This window comes from Streptomyces sp. HP-A2021, from assembly GCF_022807935.1.
GTDB lineage: Bacteria > Actinomycetota > Actinomycetes > Streptomycetales > Streptomycetaceae > Streptomyces > Streptomyces afghaniensis.
This window is the reverse complement of sequence record NZ_CP094344.1, coordinates 1,932,397-1,953,879: the sequence shown is the minus strand read 5'-3', so window position 1 is coordinate 1,953,879 and position 21,483 is coordinate 1,932,397. Positions and strand designations below refer to the sequence as shown.

The 21,483-nt window shown below is 72.1% G+C and carries 22 protein-coding genes; 19 read left to right on the top strand and 3 right to left on the bottom strand.

Annotated elements, in window-relative coordinates:
• Positions 1-39: 39 nt before the first annotated feature.
• From MQE23_RS09080 to MQE23_RS09055, 6 genes are all read left to right on the top strand, one after another.
• The gene (locus MQE23_RS09080) at positions 40-873 is read left to right on the top strand and encodes a M55 family metallopeptidase (protein WP_243378827.1); all 834 of its coding nucleotides are present in this window, start codon (positions 40-42) and stop codon (positions 871-873) included.
• Complete coding sequence (locus MQE23_RS09075) at positions 866-2,179, top strand: M20/M25/M40 family metallo-hydrolase (protein WP_020270879.1); 1,314 nt, start codon at positions 866-868, stop codon at positions 2,177-2,179. The genes MQE23_RS09080 and MQE23_RS09075 overlap by 8 nt, the downstream gene beginning before the upstream one ends.
• Before the next feature lie 4 nt (positions 2,180-2,183).
• The gene (locus tag MQE23_RS09070) at positions 2,184-4,142 is read left to right on the top strand and encodes a prolyl oligopeptidase family serine peptidase (RefSeq protein WP_243378826.1); all 1,959 of its coding nucleotides are present in this window, start codon (positions 2,184-2,186) and stop codon (positions 4,140-4,142) included.
• Entirely contained in the window at positions 4,139-5,071 is a 933-nt protein-coding gene (locus tag MQE23_RS09065) for an LD-carboxypeptidase (RefSeq protein WP_037667738.1), read from the top strand. Before MQE23_RS09070 ends, MQE23_RS09065 begins: the two co-directional genes overlap by 4 nt.
• A 115-nt stretch (positions 5,072-5,186) precedes the next feature.
• Positions 5,187-7,010: a CocE/NonD family hydrolase gene (locus tag MQE23_RS09060; RefSeq protein ID WP_243378825.1), complete on the top strand. Its 1,824-nt coding sequence runs from the start codon at positions 5,187-5,189 to the stop codon at positions 7,008-7,010.
• A gap of 31 nt (positions 7,011-7,041) precedes the next feature.
• The gene (locus MQE23_RS09055) at positions 7,042-7,605 is read left to right on the top strand and encodes a GNAT family protein (protein ID WP_020270875.1); all 564 of its coding nucleotides are present in this window, start codon (positions 7,042-7,044) and stop codon (positions 7,603-7,605) included.
• 18 nt (positions 7,606-7,623) lie between these two features.
• Here the strand turns inward: MQE23_RS09055 and MQE23_RS09050 are convergent, their stop codons facing one another.
• Positions 7,624-7,971 carry a glyoxalase/bleomycin resistance/dioxygenase family protein gene (locus MQE23_RS09050; RefSeq protein WP_010038732.1) on the bottom strand — a complete coding sequence of 116 codons (348 nt, stop codon included), beginning with the start codon at positions 7,969-7,971 and terminating at the stop codon, positions 7,624-7,626.
• Positions 7,972-8,019: 48 nt separating this feature from the next.
• On the opposite strand from MQE23_RS09050, the gene MQE23_RS09045 reads away from it, so the two are divergent.
• On the top strand, positions 8,020-8,520 hold the full coding sequence (locus tag MQE23_RS09045) for a phage holin family protein (protein ID WP_243378824.1): 501 nt from the start codon (positions 8,020-8,022) through the stop codon (positions 8,518-8,520).
• Between the two features lie 6 nt (positions 8,521-8,526).
• Positions 8,527-9,555, top strand: a complete 1,029-nt coding sequence (locus MQE23_RS09040) for an SDR family oxidoreductase (RefSeq protein WP_243378823.1) — start codon at positions 8,527-8,529, stop codon at positions 9,553-9,555.
• 36 nt (positions 9,556-9,591) lie between these two features.
• Here the strand turns inward: MQE23_RS09040 and MQE23_RS09035 are convergent, their stop codons facing one another.
• Entirely contained in the window at positions 9,592-10,683 is a 1,092-nt protein-coding gene (locus MQE23_RS09035) for an enolase C-terminal domain-like protein (RefSeq protein ID WP_243378822.1), read from the bottom strand.
• A 19-nt stretch (positions 10,684-10,702) separates the two neighbouring features.
• Entirely contained in the window at positions 10,703-11,665 is a 963-nt protein-coding gene (locus tag MQE23_RS09030; RefSeq protein ID WP_020270872.1) for an LLM class F420-dependent oxidoreductase, read from the bottom strand.
• A 171-nt stretch (positions 11,666-11,836) separates the two neighbouring features.
• Between MQE23_RS09030 and MQE23_RS09025 the strand changes: the two genes are divergently transcribed.
• The 11 genes from MQE23_RS09025 to MQE23_RS08975 all read left to right on the top strand — a co-directional run bounded on the left by MQE23_RS09025 (position 11,837) and on the right by MQE23_RS08975 (position 21,472).
• Complete coding sequence (locus tag MQE23_RS09025; protein ID WP_243378821.1) at positions 11,837-13,795, top strand: FAD-dependent oxidoreductase; 1,959 nt, start codon at positions 11,837-11,839, stop codon at positions 13,793-13,795.
• Positions 13,792-15,639, top strand: a complete 1,848-nt coding sequence (locus MQE23_RS09020) for a transketolase (protein WP_243378820.1) — start codon at positions 13,792-13,794, stop codon at positions 15,637-15,639. The genes MQE23_RS09025 and MQE23_RS09020 overlap by 4 nt, the downstream gene beginning before the upstream one ends.
• Positions 15,636-16,565 carry a non-homologous end-joining DNA ligase gene (ligD, locus tag MQE23_RS09015; protein WP_243378819.1) on the top strand — a complete coding sequence of 310 codons (930 nt, stop codon included), beginning with the start codon at positions 15,636-15,638 and terminating at the stop codon, positions 16,563-16,565. The genes MQE23_RS09020 and ligD overlap by 4 nt, the downstream gene beginning before the upstream one ends.
• A 92-nt stretch (positions 16,566-16,657) precedes the next feature.
• On the top strand, positions 16,658-17,026 hold the full coding sequence (locus MQE23_RS09010; protein ID WP_082319775.1) for a gas vesicle protein: 369 nt from the start codon (positions 16,658-16,660) through the stop codon (positions 17,024-17,026).
• A 46-nt stretch (positions 17,027-17,072) separates the two neighbouring features.
• Complete coding sequence (locus MQE23_RS09005) at positions 17,073-17,507, top strand: gas vesicle structural protein GvpA (RefSeq protein WP_020270868.1); 435 nt, start codon at positions 17,073-17,075, stop codon at positions 17,505-17,507.
• Positions 17,504-18,277, top strand: coding sequence for a GvpL/GvpF family gas vesicle protein (locus tag MQE23_RS09000; protein ID WP_020270867.1), 774 nt, complete (start codon positions 17,504-17,506; stop codon positions 18,275-18,277). Before MQE23_RS09005 ends, MQE23_RS09000 begins: the two co-directional genes overlap by 4 nt.
• A 4-nt stretch (positions 18,278-18,281) precedes the next feature.
• A complete protein-coding gene (locus MQE23_RS08995) occupies positions 18,282-18,545 on the top strand; it encodes a gas vesicle protein GvpG (protein WP_020270866.1) in 264 nt (87 codons plus the stop codon).
• Positions 18,542-19,270, top strand: coding sequence for a DNA primase (locus tag MQE23_RS08990; RefSeq protein ID WP_243378818.1), 729 nt, complete (start codon positions 18,542-18,544; stop codon positions 19,268-19,270). The genes MQE23_RS08995 and MQE23_RS08990 overlap by 4 nt, the downstream gene beginning before the upstream one ends.
• The gene (locus tag MQE23_RS08985) at positions 19,270-20,385 is read left to right on the top strand and encodes an SRPBCC family protein (protein ID WP_243378817.1); all 1,116 of its coding nucleotides are present in this window, start codon (positions 19,270-19,272) and stop codon (positions 20,383-20,385) included. The genes MQE23_RS08990 and MQE23_RS08985 overlap by 1 nt, the downstream gene beginning before the upstream one ends.
• On the top strand, positions 20,382-20,720 hold the full coding sequence (locus MQE23_RS08980) for a gas vesicle protein (RefSeq protein WP_010038705.1): 339 nt from the start codon (positions 20,382-20,384) through the stop codon (positions 20,718-20,720). Before MQE23_RS08985 ends, MQE23_RS08980 begins: the two co-directional genes overlap by 4 nt.
• The gene (locus MQE23_RS08975) at positions 20,717-21,472 is read left to right on the top strand and encodes a GvpL/GvpF family gas vesicle protein (RefSeq protein WP_243378816.1); all 756 of its coding nucleotides are present in this window, start codon (positions 20,717-20,719) and stop codon (positions 21,470-21,472) included. Before MQE23_RS08980 ends, MQE23_RS08975 begins: the two co-directional genes overlap by 4 nt.
• Positions 21,473-21,483: the final 11 nt, after the last annotated feature.

Sequence of the window (21,483 nt, the reverse complement as noted above, 5' to 3'; positions counted from 1 at the left end):
ACGAACCATGAAGATCTCCATCCGGGGGGACGGCTCGTCATGAGAATCCTCATCAGCGCCGACATGGAGGGCGCCACCGGCGTCACCTGGCCCGACGACGTGCTGCCGGGCGCCTCGCAGTGGGAGCGCTGCCGTTCGCTCTTCACCTCGGACGTCAACGCCGCCGTGCTCGGCTTCTACGACGGCGGCGCAGACGAGGTGATCGTCAACGAGGCGCACTGGACCATGCGCAATCTGCTGCTGGAGCAGTTGGACGAGCGGGCCCAGCTGCTCACCGGGCGGCACAAGGCGCTGTCCATGGTGGAGGGCGTGCAGCACGGCGACGTGGACGGCATCGCCTTCGTCGGCTACCACGCGGGCGCCGGCATGGAGGGCGTCCTCGCGCACACCTACCTGGCGAACCAGATCACGGGCGTGTGGCTGAACGACGTACCTGCCAGCGAAGGGCTGCTCAACGCCCATGTCGTCGCCGAGTTCGGAGTGCCGGTCGTGCTGGTCACCGGGGACGACGTCGCCTGCGAGGACGCGCTCGGGTACGCGCCCGAGGCGCTGAAGGTCGCCGTGAAGGACCACGTCTCGCGGTACGCGGCGGTGTGCCGGACGCCCGCCAGGACCGCGGCCGACATCAGGGCGGCCGCCAAGGAGGCGGCCTCACTGGCCGTGCGTCACGAACGCGTGCGCGGCGGCCCGTTCACCGTCGCCGTCGAGTTCGACGCCGAGCACCTGGCCATGGCCGCCACCGTCGTGCCGGGTGTGGAGCGGATCGGGCAGCGGAAGGTGGCGTACACGAGCGAGACCATGTACCAGGGCATCCGCGCCTTCAAGGCGGTCACCACGATCGTCTCGGCCGCGGTGGAGGAGCAGTATGGCTGAGCAGCCGGACGGGCAGGCGCTGGACGAGGTCGTGACGTTCACGTCCGACCTGATCCGGATCGACACCACCAACCGGGGCGGGGGCGACTGCCAGGAACGGCCCGCCGCCGAGTACGCCGCCGCGCGGCTCGCCGAGGCCGGCATCGAGCCGACGCTCCTGGAGCGCACCAAGGGCCGCACCAACGTCGTCGCCCGCATCGAGGGCACCGACCCCTCGGCCGACGCGCTGCTGCTCCACGGCCATCTGGACGTCGTACCCGCCGCGGCCGCCGACTGGGGCGTGCACCCGTTCTCCGGGGAGATCCGCGACGGAGTCGTCTGGGGACGCGGCGCCGTCGACATGAAGAACATGGACGCGATGATCCTCGCCGTGCTCCGCGCCTGGGCACGCCAGGGCGTCCGTCCCCGGCGGGACATCGTCGTCGCGTTCACCGCCGACGAGGAGGCCAGCGCCGAGGACGGCTCCGGGTTCCTCGCCGACCGGCACGCCGCGCTGTTCGAGGGCTGCACCGAGGGCGTCAGCGAGTCGGGCGCCTTCACCTTCCACGACGGCGCCGGACGGCAGATCTACCCCGTCTCGGCCGGTGAACGGGGCACCGCCTGGCTGAAGCTCACCGCGCGCGGCCGGGCCGGGCACGGCTCCAAGGTGAACACGGACAACGCGGTCACCCGCCTCGCCGCCGCGATCACCCGGATCGGCGAGCACGAGTGGCCGCCGCGGCTGACCCCGACCGTGCGCGCCGCGCTCACCGAGCTCGCCGCGCTGTACGGTATCGAGCCCGACCTGACCGACGTGGACCGGCTGCTCGACAAGCTCGGACCGGCCGCCGGGCTCGTCGAGTCGACCATCCGCAACAGCGCCAACCCGACCATGCTGGACGCCGGTTACAAGATCAACGTGATTCCCGGGGAGGCCGTGGCACACGTGGACGGCCGGTATCTGCCCGGCGGGGAGGACGAGTTCCGCGACACCCTCGACCGGCTCACCGGGCCGGACGTGGAGTGGGAGTTCCATCACCACGAGGTGGCCCTGCAGGCGCCGGTGGACTCGGCGACGTTCGCCCGGATGCGGGCCGCCGTCGAGGAGTTCGCCCCGGAGGGACACGTGGTGCCGTACTGCATGTCCGGCGGCACGGACGCCAAGCAGTTCTCCCGCCTCGGCATCACCGGCTACGGCTTCACACCGCTGAAGCTGCCGGAGGGCTACGACTACGGCGCCATGTTCCACGGCGTCGACGAGCGGGTCCCGGTCGAGGCGCTGCACTTCGGCGTCCGCGTGCTCGACCGGTTCCTGCGGACGGCCTAGGGGAGTGGGGAAGACGGTGCGGACGCTGGCGTACGGGTCGTGGCCCTCGCCCATCGACGCGGCCCTGGCCGCCGCGCACGACGGGCACCCGGAGTACGTGGGGTTCGTCGGCGACGAGGTGTGGTGGACCGAGCCCCGCCCCGCCGAGGCGGGCAGGCGCACCCTGGTGCGGCGGCATGCCGACGGACGGGAGGAGTCGGTGCTGCCCGCGCCGTGGAATGTGCGCAGCCGGGTCATCGAGTACGGCGGACATCCCTGGGCCGCCCTCCCGGGGGAGGACGGCCCGCTGGTGGTGTTCGTGAACTTCGCCGACCAGCGGCTGTACCGATATGAGCCGGGTGGCGAGCCGCGTCCGCTCACGCCCGTGTCCGACGTGGGACTGCGCTGGGCCGAGCCGCGACTGCGGCCCGAGCGGGGCGAGGTGTGGTGCGTGCTGGAGGAGTTCACCGGCCCCGGGCCCACCGATGTGCGCCGCGTCCTGGCGGCCGTACCGCTGGACGGCTCCGCCGCCCGGGACCGGGATGCCGTACGCGAACTCACCGACGACCGGAGCCGGTTCGTGACCGGAGCGCGCCTGTCTCCCGACGGGCGGCGGGCGGCCTGGCTCGCCTGGGACCATCCGCGCATGCCGTGGGACGGCACCGAACTGCTCCTCGCCGACGTCGGCCCCGACGGCACCCTGCACGGCGCCAGGACCGTGGCGGGCGGGCCCGGCGAGTCCGTCGCGCAGGCCGACTTCACCCACGACGGGCGCCTGCTGTACGCGAGCGACCGCAGCGGCTGGTGGAACCTCTACCTCGACGGGGACCCTCTGTGCCCACGCGAGGAGGAGTTCGGCGGGGCGCTGTGGAAACTGGGCATGCGATGGTTCGCGCCGCTCGACAGTGGCCTGATCGCCGTCGTGCACGGCCGGGGCGCCACGGCCCTCGGCATCCTGGACCCGGAGACCGGTGAGGTCGTCGACGCGGCCGGGCCCTGGACCGAGTTCGCCGCCACCCTCGCGGCGCACGGCGAGCGGGTCGTCGCCGTCGGGGCCAGCCCGCGCAGCGCGTACGAGGTGGTCGAGCTGGACGCCCGTACCGGCCACGCCCGCGTCGTCGGCGCCGAGCACGACGACGCCGTGGACCCCGCGTACTACCCCGAGCCGCAGATCCGCACCTTCACCGGCCCGGACGGACGCGACATCCACGCCCACATCTACCCGCCGCACCACCCCGGCCGCGTCGCCCCCGCCGACGAGCTGCCGCCGTACGTCGTCTGGGCGCACGGCGGGCCCACCAGCCGCGCGCCGCTCGTACTCGACCTGGAGATCGCCTACTTCACCTCGCGCGGCATCGGCGTCGCCGAGGTCGACTACGGCGGCTCCACCGGATACGGCCGCGCGTACCGCGAACGGCTGCGCGAGCAGTGGGGCGTGGTCGACGTCGAGGACTGCGCGGCCGTCGCCCTGGCCCTCGCCGACGAGGGCACCGCCGACCGCGACCGGCTCGCCGTCCGGGGCGGCAGCGCGGGCGGCTGGACCGCGGCCGCCTCGCTCACCACGACCGACGTCTACGCCTGCGGCACGATCAAGTACCCCATCCTCGACCTCACCGGCTGGGGCACAGGCGAGACCCACGACTTCGAGTCGCGGTACCTGGAGAGCCTGATCGGGCCGCTCGCCGACGTACCCGCGCGCTACACGGAGCGCTCGCCCGCCACCCACGCCGACCGCCTCCACGTGCCGTTCCTGCTGCTCCAGGGCCTGGACGACGTGATCTGCCCGCCCGTCCAGTGCGAGCGGTTCCTGGCCCGGCTCGGCAACCGGCCGGTGCCGCACGCCTACCTCGCCTTCGAGGGGGAGGGACACGGGTTCCGGCGGGCGGAGACCATGGTGCGCGCCCTGGAAGCCGAACTCTCCCTGTACGCCCAGGTGTTCGGGCTGCACCCGCCCGGCGTCCCGACCCTGGAGCTCAAGAAGTGAGACCTCTGCTGCGACCACCCCGACTGCGCCCCGGCGCCCGCGTGGCCGTCGTCGCGCCCAGCGGACCCGTGCCCGAGGAGCGGCTCCAGGCCGGTCTCGACGTCCTGCGCGGCTGGGACCTCGACCCCGTGGTGGCGCCCCATGTGCTCGGCCGCCACCGGGAGTTCGACTACCTGGCCGGCACGGACGCCCAGCGGGCCGCCGACCTCCAGAACGCCTGGTGCGACCCAGCCGTCGCCGCCGTGCTGTGCGCCCGGGGCGGATACGGGGCGCAGCGCATGGCGGACCTGCTCGACTGGGACGCGATGCGGGCGGCGGGCCCGAAGGTGTTCGCCGGGTTCAGCGACATCACCGTCCTGCACCAGGCGTTCGCCACCCGCCTGGGACTGGTCACCCTGTACGGCCCGGCGGCGGCCGGTGTCGACTTCCTCAAGAACGCCCGCGCGCAGGAACACCTGCGGGCCACCCTCTTCGAGCCCGAGTCCGTGCGGACCGTCACCGCGGTGCCCACGGGCGGCACCGCGCTGGTGCCCGGACGGGCCCGGGGCGTCACCCTGGGCGGCTGCCTCAGCCTGCTCGCGAGCGACCTCGGCACCCCGCACGCCCTCGCCGGCGCCCGGGGCGGGCTGCTGCTGATCGAGGACGTGGGCGAGCGCCCGTACCGCGTCGACCGGTATCTGACCCAACTCCTGCGCGCCGGCTGGCTGGACGGGGTCGCCGGGATCGTGCTCGGCTCCTGGGCGGCGTGCGGCCCGTACGAGGAACTGCGCGCGGTGCTCGCCGACCGGCTCGGCGGCCTCGGCGTCCCGGTCGTGGAGGAGTTCGGATTCGGGCACGGCGAGGGCGCGCTGACGATGCCCCTCGGCGTTCCGGCCGAACTGGACGCCGGCATAGGCACGTTGACGTTCGACGCGCCGGTCCTGAGCTGAGCCCGCCGCTACTGAAACCCTGTCAAGAAACCCTCGTTTCGGTGATTGACGCCCCCTGACACGTGTCACAACATGACTACCGACCAGTACCTACTGGTCGGTATCCGGGTTGTCCATGTTGTCGTCGTTGCCGTCGCCCCTCACCGTGGAGGTCCGTGTGTCCCGACGCGTGCCCAGATCCCGCGCACCCCTCGCTCTCGCTCTGGGCGCCGCCCTGGCAGCCCCCCTCGTCCTCACCCCACCCGCATCCGCGGCCGACCCCTACACCGTCACCCCGCTGAAGTTCACCGTCCAGGCCGGCGGCCGCTCCTGCACCGTCGATGCCGACCTGTACCGTCCCGCGGGCGTGGACCGGGGCCACCCAGCACCCGCCGTGCTCGGCACGAACGGCTTCGGCGGCAGCAAGTCGGACGGTTCGACGGACGCCATCGGCAAGGCCTTCGCCCAGCGCGGCTACGTCTCCCTCGTCTACTCCGGGCTCGGCTTCGGCCGCAGCGGCTGCCTCGTCTCCCTCGACGACCCGGACATCGACGGCGCCGCCGCCTCGCAGCTCGTCGACTTCCTGGGCGGCAAACGCGCCGCCGACGACGGCAGCACCGCCGACTTCGTCACCCTCGACGCCCCCGGCGACCCGCGCGTCGGCATGATCGGCGGCTCCTACGGCGGCGCCGTCCAGCTCGCGACGGCCTCCGTCGACCACCGCCTGGACGCACTCGTCCCGATGATCACCTGGCACGACCTGGCCTATTCGCTGGACCCCAACAACGCCGTCGGCGCCCCCTCCGTGCCCGGCGCATTCAAGTGGCAGTGGACCAACGGGTTCTACCTCATCGGCGAAGGCCAGCCGCTACTCCAGCCCAGCCTCGATCCCTCCCGCATCAACAACCTGGCCTGCCTGCACTTCGTCACCCGGGCCTGCCGGACCATCCACACCCTGAACTCCGGCAGGTACCCCGCCGGCCGGACCGCCGAGCTGCTCGCCTTCGCCCGCCGCGTCTCCCCGGTGTCGTACCTGCACCGCGTCAAGGCACCCACCCTGCTGGTCCAGGGGCAGGCCGACACCCTCTTCAACCTCAACGAGGCCACGGCGACGTACCGGACGCTCCGGGCCCAGGGCACCCCCGTGAAGATGATCTGGCAGTCCTGGGGCCACAGCGGTGGGCTCACCGGCCCGGACACCGGTGAACTCGACCTGTCCCGGGGCAACCTGGAGACCAGCTACGTCGGCCGGCGCGTCCTCGCCTGGTTCGACCGCCACCTGCGCAAGCAGACGCACACCGACACCGGACCGGCCTTCGCCTACCACCGCGACTGGGTGACCGACCCGAACCGCACCTACGCCACCGCCGACCACGTCCCCGCGCTCAACCGCACGCTGTACCTTTCCGGGGACGGCAAGCTCGTCGACAACCGCAACAAGGTGGCCCGCGGCACTCGCGGTTACGCCAACTGGATGATCCCCACGAGCCATTCGGAGAGCTCACTGGCCGGACTCATCGGGCTGCAGGACCCACCCCCACACGATACGAAGGGCACCTACCTCGACTGGACCAGCAAACCGCTGGAACGCCCCCTCGACGTCGTCGGCGCGCCCCGGGCCACGCTCAAGGTGCACTCCCCGAAGGCCGAGCGCACGCAGAACTCCGGCGACGCGGCCGACAAGCTCGTCCTCTTCGCCAAGATCTACGACGTCGCCCCCGACGGCACCCGCACCCTCGTGCGCCGCCTGGTCGCGCCGGTCCGGGTACCGGACGTGACGAAGAGCTTCACCGTCACCCTGCCCGGCATCGTGCACCGGTACGAGGCCGGGCACCGGCTCCGGTTCGTGATCGCGGCGAGCGACGACGCCTACTTCGGCAACCGGGGGATCAAGCCGGTGACCGTGGTCAGCGGACCGCGCGAGCCCGGCGTGCTCCGGCTGCCGGTCGTCGGGTCCTGAAAGACACGGCCGGCGCGGTTACTGTGGCGGGGTGCCGCACAACGCATCCCGCTACCTCGCCGAAGGCCCCCGGGTGGGCATACGCCACTTCACCCACGAGGACGGCGCCGAGTTCACCGCCCGCGCCCGGGAGAGCAAGGACCTGCACCAGCCGTGGCTCTTCCCGCCCGACAGCGCACCGGCGTACACCGCGTACGCGGCCCGGCTGATCGAGGACCCCTCCAAGGCCGGCTTCCTGGTCTGCGAGAAGGGCGACGGGTCCATCGCCGGGTTCATCAACATCAACAACATCGTCGAGGGCGGCTTCCAGTCCGGGACGCTGGGCTACGGCGCCTTCGCGCACGCCGCCGGGCGGGGGCTGATGAGCGAAGGGCTGGACCTCGTGGTGCGGTACGCGTTCGGCCCGATGCGGCTGCACCGGCTGGAGATCAACGTCCAGCCCGGCAACGCCGCGTCGATCGCCCTGGCCCGCAGCCGCGGATTCCGCCTGGAGGGCTTCTCGCCGAACATGCTCTTCGTCGACGGGGCCTGGCGCGACCACGAGCGCTGGGCCATCACCACCGAGATGATCGAGGAGCCGGGGCGGCGGCGCTGAGCCGGGCCCCGGCCGGGATCACGCCTGACGGTCCACGTACTCGTAGACCGACCCGTCCGGATGCAGGGCGATCAGGTTGCGGCCCGCCGGGGAGGCGATGGGCCCCGCGATGATGTGGGCGCCCAGCTCGGTCAGCACCTTGTGCGTCTCCTCGACGTCCGTCACGGCGATCGTCGCAGCCACCTTGCGCAGCAGCTCCAGTTCGGCCGGGGGACCGCTCATCAGCAGGAAGCAGCCGATCGCCGCCACCTGGACACCGCCCCGTTCGAAGCGCTGGGCTCTGCCGCCCGCCAGCCGCTCGTAGAAGGGAATCGCGGTCTCGAGGTCGTCGACGCAGACGCGCAGTGTGGCACCCAGAATCTCCATGGGGACGAGCCTAGTTACGCGCGAGGGGGCGAGGGTACCCGGCCGGGCATGAAGCCGCTGGATCACCTGGAGCATCTGGACAAGCATCTGGTCGACGAGCTGGCACAGGTGGCGCGCGAGACCGTCCGGGACGAACTGCGCGAGCAGACGCGCAAGCAGCGTCGCAAGGCAGCGCTGTACGCCGCGTCCGGCGCCCTCGCCCTGTACGCGGGCGCGGCCCTCGCGCTCGCCGTGGGACTGGCCCTCGCCCTCGGCCTGCCCGACTGGGCCGCCGCCCTGATCACTGCCGCGATCCTGGGCGCCCTGGCGTACGTGCTGCGCGGCATGGCCCGCCCGTCCGCGTCCCGCCCCGACTCCGCGCACGCGGCCGGCATGACGCCGGGACACGAGAGCACCGGCCCGGGCACCGGGATGCCCGGTGGTGTGCCGCCCGTGCCGCCGGCCCCGCCCGCCGCCGGACCCGTCGCCGGTGCCGCCGGCTGGCCCGCCCCCGGCGTGGTGCCCCCGCGGCCGGCTGACGACCCCGACGTACCTCCCCACAGGGCGTGATACTGCATGCGCACGACAGAGACACCGCACGGCCGCGTCGTCGTGGTGACCGGAGCCAGCGGCGGCGTGGGACGGGCCACGGCCCGGGCCTTCGCCGCCGGGGGCGACCGGGTCGCCCTGCTGGCCCGGGGAAGCGAAGGGCTCGCCGCCGCGGCCGACGAGGTGCGCAGCGCCGGGGGCGAGCCCCTCGTCATCGGCGTGGACGTCTCCGACGCCAAGGCCGTCGACGACGCCGCCCAGCAGGTCGTCGACACGTTCGGGCCCATCGATGTCTGGGTCAACAACGCCTTCACGGGGGTCTTCGCGCCGTTCACGGAGATCGGCCCCGACGAGTTCCGCCGCGTGACCGAAGTGACCTACCTGGGCTATGTGTTCGGCACGCGGGCAGCCCTGCACCACATGCTGCCGCGCGACCGCGGCACGATCGTGCAGGTCGGCTCCGCGCTCGCCTACCGGGGCATCCCGCTCCAGTCGGCGTACTGCGGGGCCAAGCACGCGATCCAGGGGTTCAACGAATCCCTGCGCTGCGAACTGCTGCACACGCGCAGTGGAGTGCGTACGACGATGGTGCAGCTGCCCGCCGTCAACACCCCGCAGTTCGAGTGGGTGCTGAACCGCATGCGGGGCCGCGCCCGGCCGGTCGCGCCCGTGTACCAGCCGGAGGTCGCGGCCCGGGCGATCGTGTACGCGGCGTCGCACGCGGGGCGCCGGGAGTACTGGGTGGGCGCCTCCACGGCCGCCACGCTCCTCGCCAACGCCGTCGTCCCCGGGCTGCTGGACCGCTATCTGGCGCGCACGGGCTTCTCGTCGCAGCAGGACGAGGAGCGGCACGACGAGCCGGCCAACCTGTGGGCTCCGGCGGACGGGCCGCAGGGCCACGACTTCGGCGCGCACGGGCGGTTCGACGACGAGGCCGTCCACGACAGCCCGCAGCAGTGGGTCTCACGGAACCGGCGGCGGATGGGCGCGGCCCTGACCGTGGGGGCGGCGGGCGCCCTGGCCGCACGCAGACTGGCCGGGCAGGCCCGCCGGTAGGCTCACCCGATGCCCTTCCTGGGCCTGGGCCACCGGCTAGGCGACCTGGTACTCCGCCACTTCCTGCGTCCGCAGGGTGAGTCCGTGGCCAACTCCCCGGGTCGGATGGACCGTGCCGCCCGTGGGGTCCAGCGCGCCGTCGAAGAACATGTCCTCGATGCGGACGTGGTCGTGGAACCACTCGACGTGCCGGAGATTGGGGAGCGAGGCGGCAGCCGCCGCGTGGGCGTGCGGGGCGCAGTGCGCGGAGACCTCCAGGCCGTGGGCATGCGCCAGGGCGGCCGCGCGCAGGAACTCGGTCAGGCCGCCGCAGCGGGTGGCGTCGATCTGGAGGCAGTCGACCGCCCCCGCCGCGATCATCCGGGCGAAGTACGGCAGGTCGAAGCCGTACTCCCCGGCCGTCACGTCGCACACCACCGCGTCCCGGACCAGCCTGAGCCCCGTCAGGTCGTCGGAGGACACCGGCTCCTCGAACCAGCCCACGCCGTGCTCGGCGAGGGCATGGCCGACGCGCACCGCCTGCTTGCGGGTGTAGGCGCCGCCTGCGTCGACGTACAACTCCGCGTCCGGGCCGATGACCTGGCGTGCCGCCCGGACGCGGTGCAGGTCGCGGGCCACCTCGCGGCCCCACCCCGCACCGATCTTGATCTTCACGCGCGGGATGTGCTGCCCGTGCACCCAGCCGTTCAGCTGCGCGGCCAGATGCGTGTCGTGGTACGTCGTGAAGCCCCCGCTGCCGTACACCGGCACCTGCTCGCGACAGACCCCCAGCAGCCGGGCCAGGGGGAGTTCCAGCAGCCGGGCCTTGAGGTCCCACAAGGCGATGTCCAGGGCCGAGATCGCGCAGGACGCGATGCCCGGGCGGCCCGCGTTGCGCACCGACCGGCACATCACGTCGTGCACCGCCGGGATGTCCAGGGCGCTCATGCCCTCGACCAGCGGGGCGAGTTCGGCGGTGAGGAAGTCACCGACGGTCGCCGGGGTGTACGTCCAGCCCGTCCCGGTCGCGTCGCCCGCCGACACCTCGCAGACCACCACGGTCGTGGAGTCCCAGGCCAGCGTGCCGTCCGCCTCGGGAGCGTCGGTCGGCACCGTGTACACGGACACGACGGGACGGTGGAGTTCCATCGGATCGCCAGGCCTTCCCTCAGACGGCCTGCTGGAGCTGCGGCAGCACCTTCGTGCGGTAGAAGTCGAAGAAGCCGCGCAGGTCCGGGCCGATCTGGTTGATGTAGACCCGGTCGAAGCCCGCGTCGGCGAACTGCTTCAGCTCGGCCACGTGCTCGTCCACGTCGTCGCCGCACACCCGGTTCTCACGCACCATGTCCTCGGTGACCAGCTGCTGCGCCTGCTCGAAGTGTTTCGGGGAGGGCAGCACCTGGCCCAGCTCGCCGGGCAGCTGCTCGTTCGCCCAGAGCCGGTGGACGGTCTTCACGGCCGCTTCCTTGTCGGTGTCGTAGCAGACCTTGGTGCCGCCGCTGACGAGCTTTCCGCCGCCTCCGCCCTTGCGGTACTGCTCGACCATCGCCTCGTCCGGCTGGATGGTGATGTAGCCGTCGCCGACGCGGGACGCGAGCTGCGTGGCCGCCGGGCCGAAGCCGGAGATGTCGATCGGGATCGGCTCGTCCGGGACCGTGTAGAGGCGGGCGTTCTCCACCGTGTAGTGCGGGCCGTGGTGGTTGACCTCCTCGCCGGTGAACAGCCGGCGCATCACCTGGATCGCCTCCTCCAGCATGTCCAGACGGACGTGGGCCGGCGGCCAGTGGTCACCCAGGATGTGCTCGTTGAGCGCCTCACCGGAGCCGACACCCAGCCGGAAGCGGTTCTCCGTCATCACCGCGCTGGTCGCCGCGGCCTGTGCCACCACCGCCGGGTGCATCCGTACGGTCGGGCAGGTCACCGCCGTCTCGACCGGCAGGGACACCGCCTCGGACAGCGCGCCGATCACGGACCACACGAACGGGCTCTGGCCCTGCTCGTCGTTCCACGGGTGGTAGTGGTCGGAGATCCACAGCGCCTGGAATCCGGCCTGCTCGGCCATCCGCGCCTGCTCGATCAGCTCGGCGGGTCCGTACTGCTCGCACGAGAGGAAGTAGCCGTACTCGGGCATGGGGGGTTGCCTCCGCGACGTCGGCGGTCCGTATCCCGCACCGGGTACCCGGGCGCGGGTCCGGAAACCGGCGGCGCTCGGCCGAGAGGGCCCCGCCGGACGTTTGGGTGTCCTGGCCAGGGGGACGCGGAAGGCTCCCGAGCTACGCGACAGCGCCGGAGGCGAGCGACCGTGAGTCGACCCCGCATCCTGATCGTCGGTGCCGGCTTCGCCGGGTACCGCACGGCACGCACCCTGTCCCGGGAGACCCGGGGCCGGGCGCACATCACCCTGCTGAACCCGACCGACTACTTCCTGTATCTTCCCCTGCTGCCCCAGGTCGCGGCCGGTGTCCTGGAGCCGCGCCGGGTCACGGTCTCCCTCTCGGACACGCTGCCGGACGTACGGCTCGTGCTGGGCGAGGCCGACCGGATCGACCTCGACGGGCAGACCCTGCACTACACCGGGCCCGAGGGCGACGGCGGCACCCTCTCCTACGACCGGCTGGTGCTCGCCGCCGGCAGCGTCAACAAGCTGCTGCCGATCCCCGGCGTCGCCGAGCACGCGCACGGCTTCCGGGGGCTGCCGGAGGCGCTGTACCTGCGCGACCACGTGACCCGGCAGGTGGAGCTGGCCGCTGCGGCCGACGACCCCAAGACCTGCGCCGCCCGGTGCACCTTCGTCGTGGTCGGCGCCGGATACACCGGTACGGAGGTCGCCGCGCACGGGCAGATGTTCACCGACGCGCAGGTCCGCAAGCATCCGCTGCGGCAGGGCATGCGGCCGCGCTGGATGCTGCTGGACGTGGCGCCGCGGGTGCTGCCCGAGATGGACGAGAAGCTGTCCACCACCGCCGACCGGGTGTTGCGGCAGCGGGGCGTGGACGTGCGGATGGGCACCTCCGTGAAGGAGGCCACGCCCGACGGGGTCGTGCTGACCGACGGCGAGTTCGTCGAGACCCGGACGCTGGTGTGGTGCGTGGGCGTACGGCCCGATCCGCTGGTCGAGTCCCTCGGGCTGCCGATGGAGAAGGGGCGGCTGCTCGTCGACCCGCACCTGCAGGTGCCGGGCCGGCCCGAGCTGTTCGCCTGCGGTGACGTGGCCGCCGTGCCGGATCTGGAGAAGCCGGGGAGCTATACGCCGATGACCGCGCAGCACGCCTGGCGGCACGGCAAGGTCGCGGCGGAGAACGTCGCCGCCTCGCTCGGCCTGGGCGGCGCGCGCAAGCCCTACCGCCATCGCGACCTGGGCTTCGTCGTCGACCTGGGCGGTGCGAAGGCCGCCGCCAATCCGCTCGGCGTGTCCCTGTCCGGAGTGCCGGCCGGTGCGGTGACGCGGGGCTACCACCTCGCCGCGATGCCCGGCAACCGCGTACGGGTCGCCGCCGACTGGCTGCTGGACGCGGTACTGCCGCGCCAGGCCGTGCAGTTGGGGCTCGTCCGGTCCTGGTCCGTGCCGCTGGACACGTCGTCGCCCGAGCTGGCCCGGGTGCCGGGCGGTCCGGAGCAGCGGCAGGAGGCGAGCGCCCGGTCGGGGCCGGGGGCGGCGATCGCGGCCGACACGTACGACGGGGGGACCGGCACCGGGTCCTTGCAGGGCCGGGCCGGAGACGAACCCGCGAAGGGGCAGCCCGGATCCAGGGCGACGCAGAACCAGCCCGGATCCGGGACCGCGCAGCGCCGCTCGGAGGAGGAACTGGCCAAGGGCCGCCCCAGTCCTGAACCGACCAGGAACTGGCCGACCGACGAGCCGGCCAAGGGACCGGTCGGGGGCGGGTCGGCGAAGGGGCAGCCGGGTGACGAGCCGTCGAAGGGGCGGCCGCGTGGTGACGCCACCAGGGGCCGGCCCGGTGGTGAGCCGGTCAAGGGGCCGCTCGGCGGCGAGCCGACGGAGGGGCGGCCGGGTGGCGAGCCGTCCAGGAGTCAGCCCGGTGGTGAGCCCGCCAAGAATCAGTCCGGTGATGAGCCCGCCAGGAGTCAGCCCGGTGGTGAGCCCGCCAAGAATCAGCCCGGCGGCGAGCCTGCCAAGAATCAGCCCGAGCCCGCCCCGCAGCCCCCGCCCGATCAGCCACCCCCCGGACCCGGCACCGCCCCCGGCCCCGTCAAACGATCCGACGTCCTCCCGGACGACTCCGCGAAAGGAGACTCATGAACACCGGTGAACTCACCGACCTCGGACAGCAGCTGCGCGTGGACAGTGTCCGCGCTGCCGCCGCCGCGGGCTCCGGGCACCCGACGTCCTCCATGTCCGCGGCCGACCTGATGGCCGTGCTGCTCGCCCACCACCTCCGCTACGACTTCGACCGCCCGGCCCACCCCGGCAACGACCGCTTCGTCCTCTCCAAGGGGCACGCCTCCCCGCTGCTGTACTCCGCGTACAAGGCGGCCGGCGCCATCGACGACGAGGAGCTGCTCACCTTCCGCAAGCTGGGCAGCCGCCTGGAAGGGCATCCGACGCCGCAGCGGCTGCCCTGGGTCGAGACGGCCACCGGCTCGCTCGGGCAGGGCCTGCCGGTCGGGGTCGGCATCGCGCTGGCCGGTAAGCGGCTCGACCGCACCGGCTATCGCACCTGGGTGCTGTGCGGCGACAGCGAACTGGCCGAGGGATCCGTGTGGGAGGCCGCCGAGCACGCCGGGTACGAGCACCTGGACAACCTCACCGTGATCGTCGACGTCAACCGGCTCGGCCAGCGCGGCCCGACCCGGCACGGCCACGACCTGGACGCCTACGCCCGCCGCTTCCAGGCCTTCGACTGGCACACCATCGAGATCGACGGGCACGACCTGGACGCGATCGACCGCGCCTACGGAGAGGCCTTGTCCACCAAGGGCCAGCCCACCGCGATCCTCGCCCGCACCCTCAAGGGCAAGGGCGTCGAAGGCGTCCAGGACCGCGAGGGCCTGCACGGCAAGCCGCTGCCCGAGGCCGACGAGGCGATCACCGAACTCGGCGGCCCGCGCGACATCCGCGTCCGGGTGCAGGAGCCGCCCGCCGCCCGCATGCTGCACTCCGTCCACACCGGGGATTTCGAACTCCCGAAGTGGGACAAGGGCGAGGAGGTCGCCACCCGCAACGCCTTCGGCGAGGCCCTCGCCGCCCTCGGGACCGGCCGCGGTGACATCGTCGCCCTGGACGGCGAGGTCGGCGACTCCACCCGCGCCGAGTTCTTCGCCAAGGAGCACCCCGACCGCTACTTCGAGTGCTACATCGCCGAGCAGCAGCTGGTCGCCTCGGCGGTCGGGCTCGCGGCGCGCGGCTGGGTGCCGTACGCCGCCACCTTCGCCGCCTTCCTGACCCGGGCCTACGATTTCATCCGGATGGCGTCCATCAGCGGCTCCGGCATCAACCTCGTCGGCTCGCACGCGGGCGTCGCCATCGGCCAGGACGGGCCCAGCCAGATGGGCCTCGAGGACCTGGCGATGATGCGGGCGGTGCACGGCTCGACCGTGCTCTACCCCTGCGACGCGAACCAGACCGCGCGGCTCGTCGGCGCGATGGCCGGTCTGGAGGGCGTCCGCTACCTGCGCACCTCGCGCGGCGATAGCCCGGTGATCTACGGCCCGGACGAGGAGTTCCCGGTCGGCGGGAGCAAGCTGCTGCGCTCCTCCGACCGCGACCGGCTGACCCTCGTCGCGGCGGGCGTCACCGTGCACGAGGCGCTGGCCGCCGCCGACGCCCTGGAGCGGGAGGGCATCCGGGCGCGGGTGATCGACCTGTACTCGGTGAAGCCCGTCGACCGGGCCGCCCTGCGCCGGGCCGCGGAGGAGACCGGCTGCCTGGTGACCGTGGAGGACCACCACCCGGAGGGCGGCATCGGCGACGCGGTCCTGGAGGCCTTCGCCGACGGACGCCCCGTACCGCGCCTGGTCCGGCTCGCCGTGCGGAGCATGCCCGGCTCGGCCTCCCCGGACGAGCAGTTGCACGCCGCGGGCATCGACGCCGAGTCCATCGCCGCGGCCGGCCGGCTGCTGGTGGAGGAGGCGGTCGTGCCGTGAGCGGCGGCGACGGCACGCGCAGGGTGCGGGCGGGCCGCCGCACCGTGGAGGTCCACCGGCCGGACAAGGTGCTCTTCCCCGGCGGCGGGGACGCCAAGGAGTACACCAAGGGCGACCTGGTGGACTACCACCGGGCCGTCGCGCCCTTCATGCTGCCGCACCTGCGCGGCCGTCCGCTGATGCTGGAGCGGCACCCGGACGGGCTCGACGGGCCCATGTTCATGCAGAAGAACACCCCGGACCACTACCCGGAGTGGATCACCCGCGTCGAGGTCGCCAAGGAGGGCGGCACCGTCCGCCACGTCGTCTGCGACGACACCGCCACCCTCCTCTACCTGGCCGACCAGGCCGGCATCACGCTGCACCGCTGGCTGTCCCGCGCCGACAGCGTCGACCACCCCGACCGGCTGGTCTTCGACCTAGACCCGGCCGGGGACGACTTCGACGCCGTGCGCGAGGCCGCCCGGCTGCTGGGAGAGCTGCTGGACGAGCTGGAGCTGCCGTCGGCGCTGATGACCACCGGATCGCGCGGGCTGCACGTGATCGTGCCGTTGAACGGCCGGCACGACTTCGACGAGGTGCGCTCCTTCGCCCACGACGTCGCCGACACCCTCGCCGGCGCCCACCCCGACCGGCTGACCACCGCAGCACGCAAGAAGGACCGCGGTGAACGGCTCTACCTCGACGTGCAGCGCAACGCCTACGCGCAGACCGCCGTCGCGCCGTTCACGGTCCGGCCCCGGCCGGGCGCGCCCGTGGCCACCCCGATCACCTGGGAGCAGCTGGACGACCCGGAGTTGCACGCCCGCCGCTGGACCGTCGCCGACGCCGTCGAGCAGGCCCGCACCAACCCCTGGTCGGGTCTGCTGACCCGCGGCCGGGCACTGGGACCGGCCCGGCGGCGGCTGCGCGCCCTGCGCGGCTGAGCCACGCCCCGTGGCCGCCGGCGGGTGGCAGATGCATGCGCCCGTAGAGGTTTGGCGAACACTCTTGCGGCCACACGGAGGGGGAGGTGGCCATGTCGAACACAAAAAACACGCAAGAGTCGCAGGATTCACAGAAATCTCAGAACTCCCAGAATTCACGCAAACCGACTGACAACACGGCCGACGACCGGCCGAGCCCCATGGAAGTGCTGCGCCAGGCGCGCGGCCAGCTCGCGGAGCTCACCGGCATGACCGCCGAGTCCGTGTCGTCCTTCGAGCAGACCGAGCAGGGCTGGGCGCTGGAGGTCGAGGTCCTCGAACTCGAGCGGGTGCCCGACACGATGAGCCTGATGGCGAGCTATCAGGTGGAGCTCGACGCCCAGGGACAGCTCACGGGTTATCGCCGCGTCCGCCGCTACGAGCGGGGGCGGTCCGACCCGCGAAGGACCGGCGGTCACTAGGCCGCCCGACCGGAACCGCACCCACAGACAAGGAGGGACATCCGGCATGACAGTCGTACCGGCACAGCAGACCGGCGGCGGAGGCGGCAGCAGCGGTCTCTACGACGTGCTTGAACTTGTTCTGGACAGGGGGCTCGTCATCGACGCATTCGTGCGAGTCTCCCTGGTCGGCATCGAGATCCTCAAGATCGACGTTCGCGTCGTCGTCGCCAGCGTCGACACCTATCTGCGCTTCGCCGAGGCGTGCAACCGGCTCGACCTCGAAGCCGGGCCGCGCAAGGACCCGGGCCTGCCCGACCTGGTCGGGGAGATGACCGAGTCCGGCGCGCGCGGTAAGTCCAAGGGGGCGCTGTCCGGCGCCGCCGAGACCATCTCCGACGCCTTCAAGCAGGCGCGTTCCGAAGGCTCCGAGCAGGAGACCGAGTCCCGTCCGCGGACCCGCAAGAGCACGTCCGCCCGCCGGAAGGAGGAGCAGGAGTGAGCACCTACGTCTACGGCATCGCGGCGAGCTCGCACCCCGGGCTCCCCGAGGGCATGGGCGGCGTCGGCGACCCGCCACGCCCGGTGCGCATCCTGCGCGAGGGCGACCTGGCGGCCGTCGTCAGCGAGGCGCCCGAAGGGCTGCGGCCCAAGCGCAAGGACCTGCTCGCCCACCAGAGCGTGCTGAGCGAGGCGGGCGCGGCCGGGTGTGTGCTGCCCATGCGGTTCGGCAGCGTCGCCCCGGACGACAACTCGATCACCGGGGTCCTCGCCGAGCGTGCCGAGCACTACAAGGAGCGCCTGCGGGCCCTCGACGGCCGGGTCGAGTACAACGTCAAGGCCAACCACGTCGAAGAGGCCGTCCTGCACCAGGTGATGGCCGAGAACCCGGACATCCGCGGTCTCGCCGAGGCCAATCGCCAGGCGGGCGGCGGCAGTTACGACGACAAGATCCGGCTCGGCGAGATGGTCGCGGCAGCGGTCAAGGCCCGGGAGGCCGAGGACGGCGCCGCAGTCCAGCGTGTCCTGGAGCCGGTCGCCGAGGCCGTGAGCGTGGGCCCCGAGTCCACCGGCTGGCTGGCCAACGTGTCGTTCCTGGTGGACCGGGAGTCGGCCGAGACCTTCCTGGCGGCCGTGGAACAGGCCCGCAAGGAACTGCCGCACCTGGAGGTGCGGATCAACGGACCGCTGCCGCCGTACAGCTTCGTCGAACCCGGCCCGACCGAGTCGGCGGACACCGTGGCGAGCGGTTCGGACACCGGAGTGGGGTGACGACATGGGTCTGATCTCGGAGGTGCTGCTGCTGCCGTTCGCCCCGGTGCGCGGCAGCGCCTGGGCCATCAGACAGGTAGTCCAGGAGGCTGAGCGGATCTACTACGACCCCGCCACGATCCGGGCCGAACTAGGCCGCCTTGAGGAGCAGTTGGAGGCCGGAGAGATCACGGAGGAGGAGTTCGACGGCCTTGAGGACGACCTCCTCGACCGGTTGGAGATCGCTTCGCGCAGAAGCGCGGGAACAGGCAACGGGACAACACCATGAACCGAGTGGGACTGGGTCTCGCCATAGGGGCCGGATACCTCCTGGGACGGACCAAGAAACTGAAGATGGCGATGGCCGTCGGCGGCCTGGTGGCCGGGAAGAAGATGAACCTGAGCCCGCGCATGGTCGCGGACCTGGTCCAGCAGCAGCTGCGGAACAACCCGCAGTTCAAGGAGATCGGGGACCAGCTGCGCGAGGACCTGCGCGGGGTCGGCAAGGCGGCCTCCGGTGCCATGGTCGAGCGGCAGCTCGACGCTGTCGCCAACCGGCTGCACGGCCGTACGGCCCAGGTACGCGACCAGCTGTCGGGCGTGGTTCCCGGGGGGCCTGAGGCCGACGCCGAGGAGCCCGAGGCAGAGGAGCCCGAGGCAGAGGAGCCCGAGGCAGAGGAGCCCGAGGCAGAGGAGCCCGAGGCAGAGGAGCCCGAGGCAGAGGAGCCCGAGGCAGAGGAGCCCGAGGCAGAGGAGCCCGAGACAGAGGAGCCCGAGACAGAGGAGCCCGAGACAGAGGAGCCCGAGGACTCCGGGCCGGAGGAGGACGAGGAGCCGGCGGCGAAGAAGGCCCCGGCCAAGAAGGCACCCGCTAAGAAGACGGCGGGCAAGGCCCCGGCGAAGAAGGCCCCCGCCAAGAAGACCGCAGGCAAGAAGGCGGCGGCGAAGAAGACCAGGGTTGGGAACAGGGGCGGCAGCGCCCGGGCCCGGCTGCCGAAGGGAGGCGGCGAGTGATGACCGACACCCTCGGATCAGCGAGCTCCGCCGCGAACGGAGCGACGAAGAACCCGCTCACCGACCTGGCCCACAGCGAGGCCGCCGACCGGCTGAAGGCCGAGTTGCAGGAGTACGTCGCCGCCCAGGCCACCCGCATGCTGACCGGCGTGGGCCGCAAGCTCGGCGAGACCACCGGCAAGCTGAACGACATCGCCGAGGGTAAAAGCCCCGGTTTCGCCAAGCTCGCCCTCGACGGCGGCCGCAAGCTCGCCGAGGGCAAGAGCCCGCTGCGCGCCGCCCTGGAGACCGGCGGGTCGAGCATCAAGGACAAGGTCACAGGCGCCTTCAAGAACCTGGGCGGCGGCAAGGGCAAGCGCAAGCGCTCGGCGGGCAACAAGCCCACCGTCATCATCGAGCACATCGATGTCGGCGTACCGCTGCGCACGGCGTACGACCAGTGGACCCAGTACCAGGACTTCAGCACCTTCGCGAAAGGTGTCAAGGCCGCGAACAAGGCCGATGACACCACCTCGGACTGGCAGTTGAAGGTCTTCTGGTCCAACCGCAGCTGGAAGGCGCAGACGACGGAGCAGGTGTCCGACGACCGCATCGCGTGGACGTCGGAGGGTGCCAAGGGCACGACGAAGGGCGTGGTCTCCTTCCACAGCCTCGGCGACAACCTCACCCGGGTCCTGCTGGTCATCGAGTACTACCCCTCCGGCTTCTTCGAGAAGACCGGCAACATCTGGCGCGCCCAGGGCCGCCGGGCCCGGCTCGACCTGAAGAACTTCGTCCGCTTCATCACGATCAAGGGCAAGGCGGAGGACAGCTGGCGCGGCGAGATCCGGGACGGGGAGGTCGTCCGCAGCCACGAGGATGCCCTCGCCGCGGAGGAGGAGTCCGAGGAAGAGGAGCCGGAGGAGGAAGCCGAGGGCGAGTACGACGACGAGGCCCGGGACGAGGAAGAGGAGGACGAAGCCGAGGACGAGGACGAGGCCGACGCAGAGGACGAGGCCGACGTCGAGACCGAGGAAGAGGACGAACCTGAGGACGAGTACGAGGAAGAGGAAGAGGAAGAGGAAGAGGAAGAGGAGCCTGAGGAACAGTACGCCGAAGGCGGGAGCCGTCGATGACAACGCCCAGCAGGATGCCCGAACCCTACGGCCAGGGAAGCGGCGCCAACCTCGCCGACATCCTGGAGAGGGTGCTCGACAAGGGCATCGTCATCGCGGGCGACATCCGCATCAACCTGCTCGACATCGAACTCCTCACCATCAAGCTGCGTTTGATCGTCGCCTCGGTGGACAAGGCGAAGGAGATGGGCATCGACTGGTGGGAGACCGACCCGGCACTGAGCTCGCGGGCCCGCCGTGATGAACTGACCCGTGAGAACGCCGAGTTGCGCGAGAGGCTGGCCCGGCTGGAGGAACTGGAGCCCGGCCGCGCGCAGAAGAAGGAGGCACCGTGACCGGACTGCGGTACGTCTACGCCGTCTGCCGCCCCTTCGGCACGCCGCTCCAGTCCCAGCTCTCGGGGGTCGCGGGCGATCCGCCCAGAGCGCTGACCCACCACGGCCTCGTGGCCGTGGTGAGCCACGTACCGGAGCGGGACTTCGCGGAGGAACCGCTCCGCGCCCATCTGGAGGACCTGGACTGGCTCACCGAGACCGCACGCGCCCACCAGGGGGTCATCGACGCGCTCACCACCGTCACGACCCCGCTCCCGCTGCGGCTCGGCACCGTCTTCCGGGACGACAGCGGCGTACGCACGATGATGGAGGCTCGCGAAGAGGACTTCCGGCGCACCCTCGACCGGCTGGAGGGCCGGGTCGAGTGGGGCGTGAAGGTGTACGCCGAGTCCGAACCGCAGGAGAGCGCCCGGCCCGCGCAGAAAGCCGCGTCAGGCCGCGACTACCTGCGGCAGCGGCGTATGCAGACCCGGTCGCACGAGGAGATGTGGCAGAAGGCGGAAAGCTTTTCGACTCGGCTGCACGAGAAGCTTTCCGCTTTCGCGGAGGATTCCCGGCTGCATCCCCCGCAGAACCCCGCGCTTTCCAAAGTGAGCGGGCGTAACGTACTGAACGCCGCGTATCTCGTGCCGCGCGCGCATTCCGAGGAATTCGTGGAAATGGTCGACCGTACGAAGGGCGAGGTGCCCGGAATGCGTGTCGAACTCACCGGCCCCTGGGCGGCGTATTCGTTCGCCGGGGAGATCACATGACCGACGGGAAG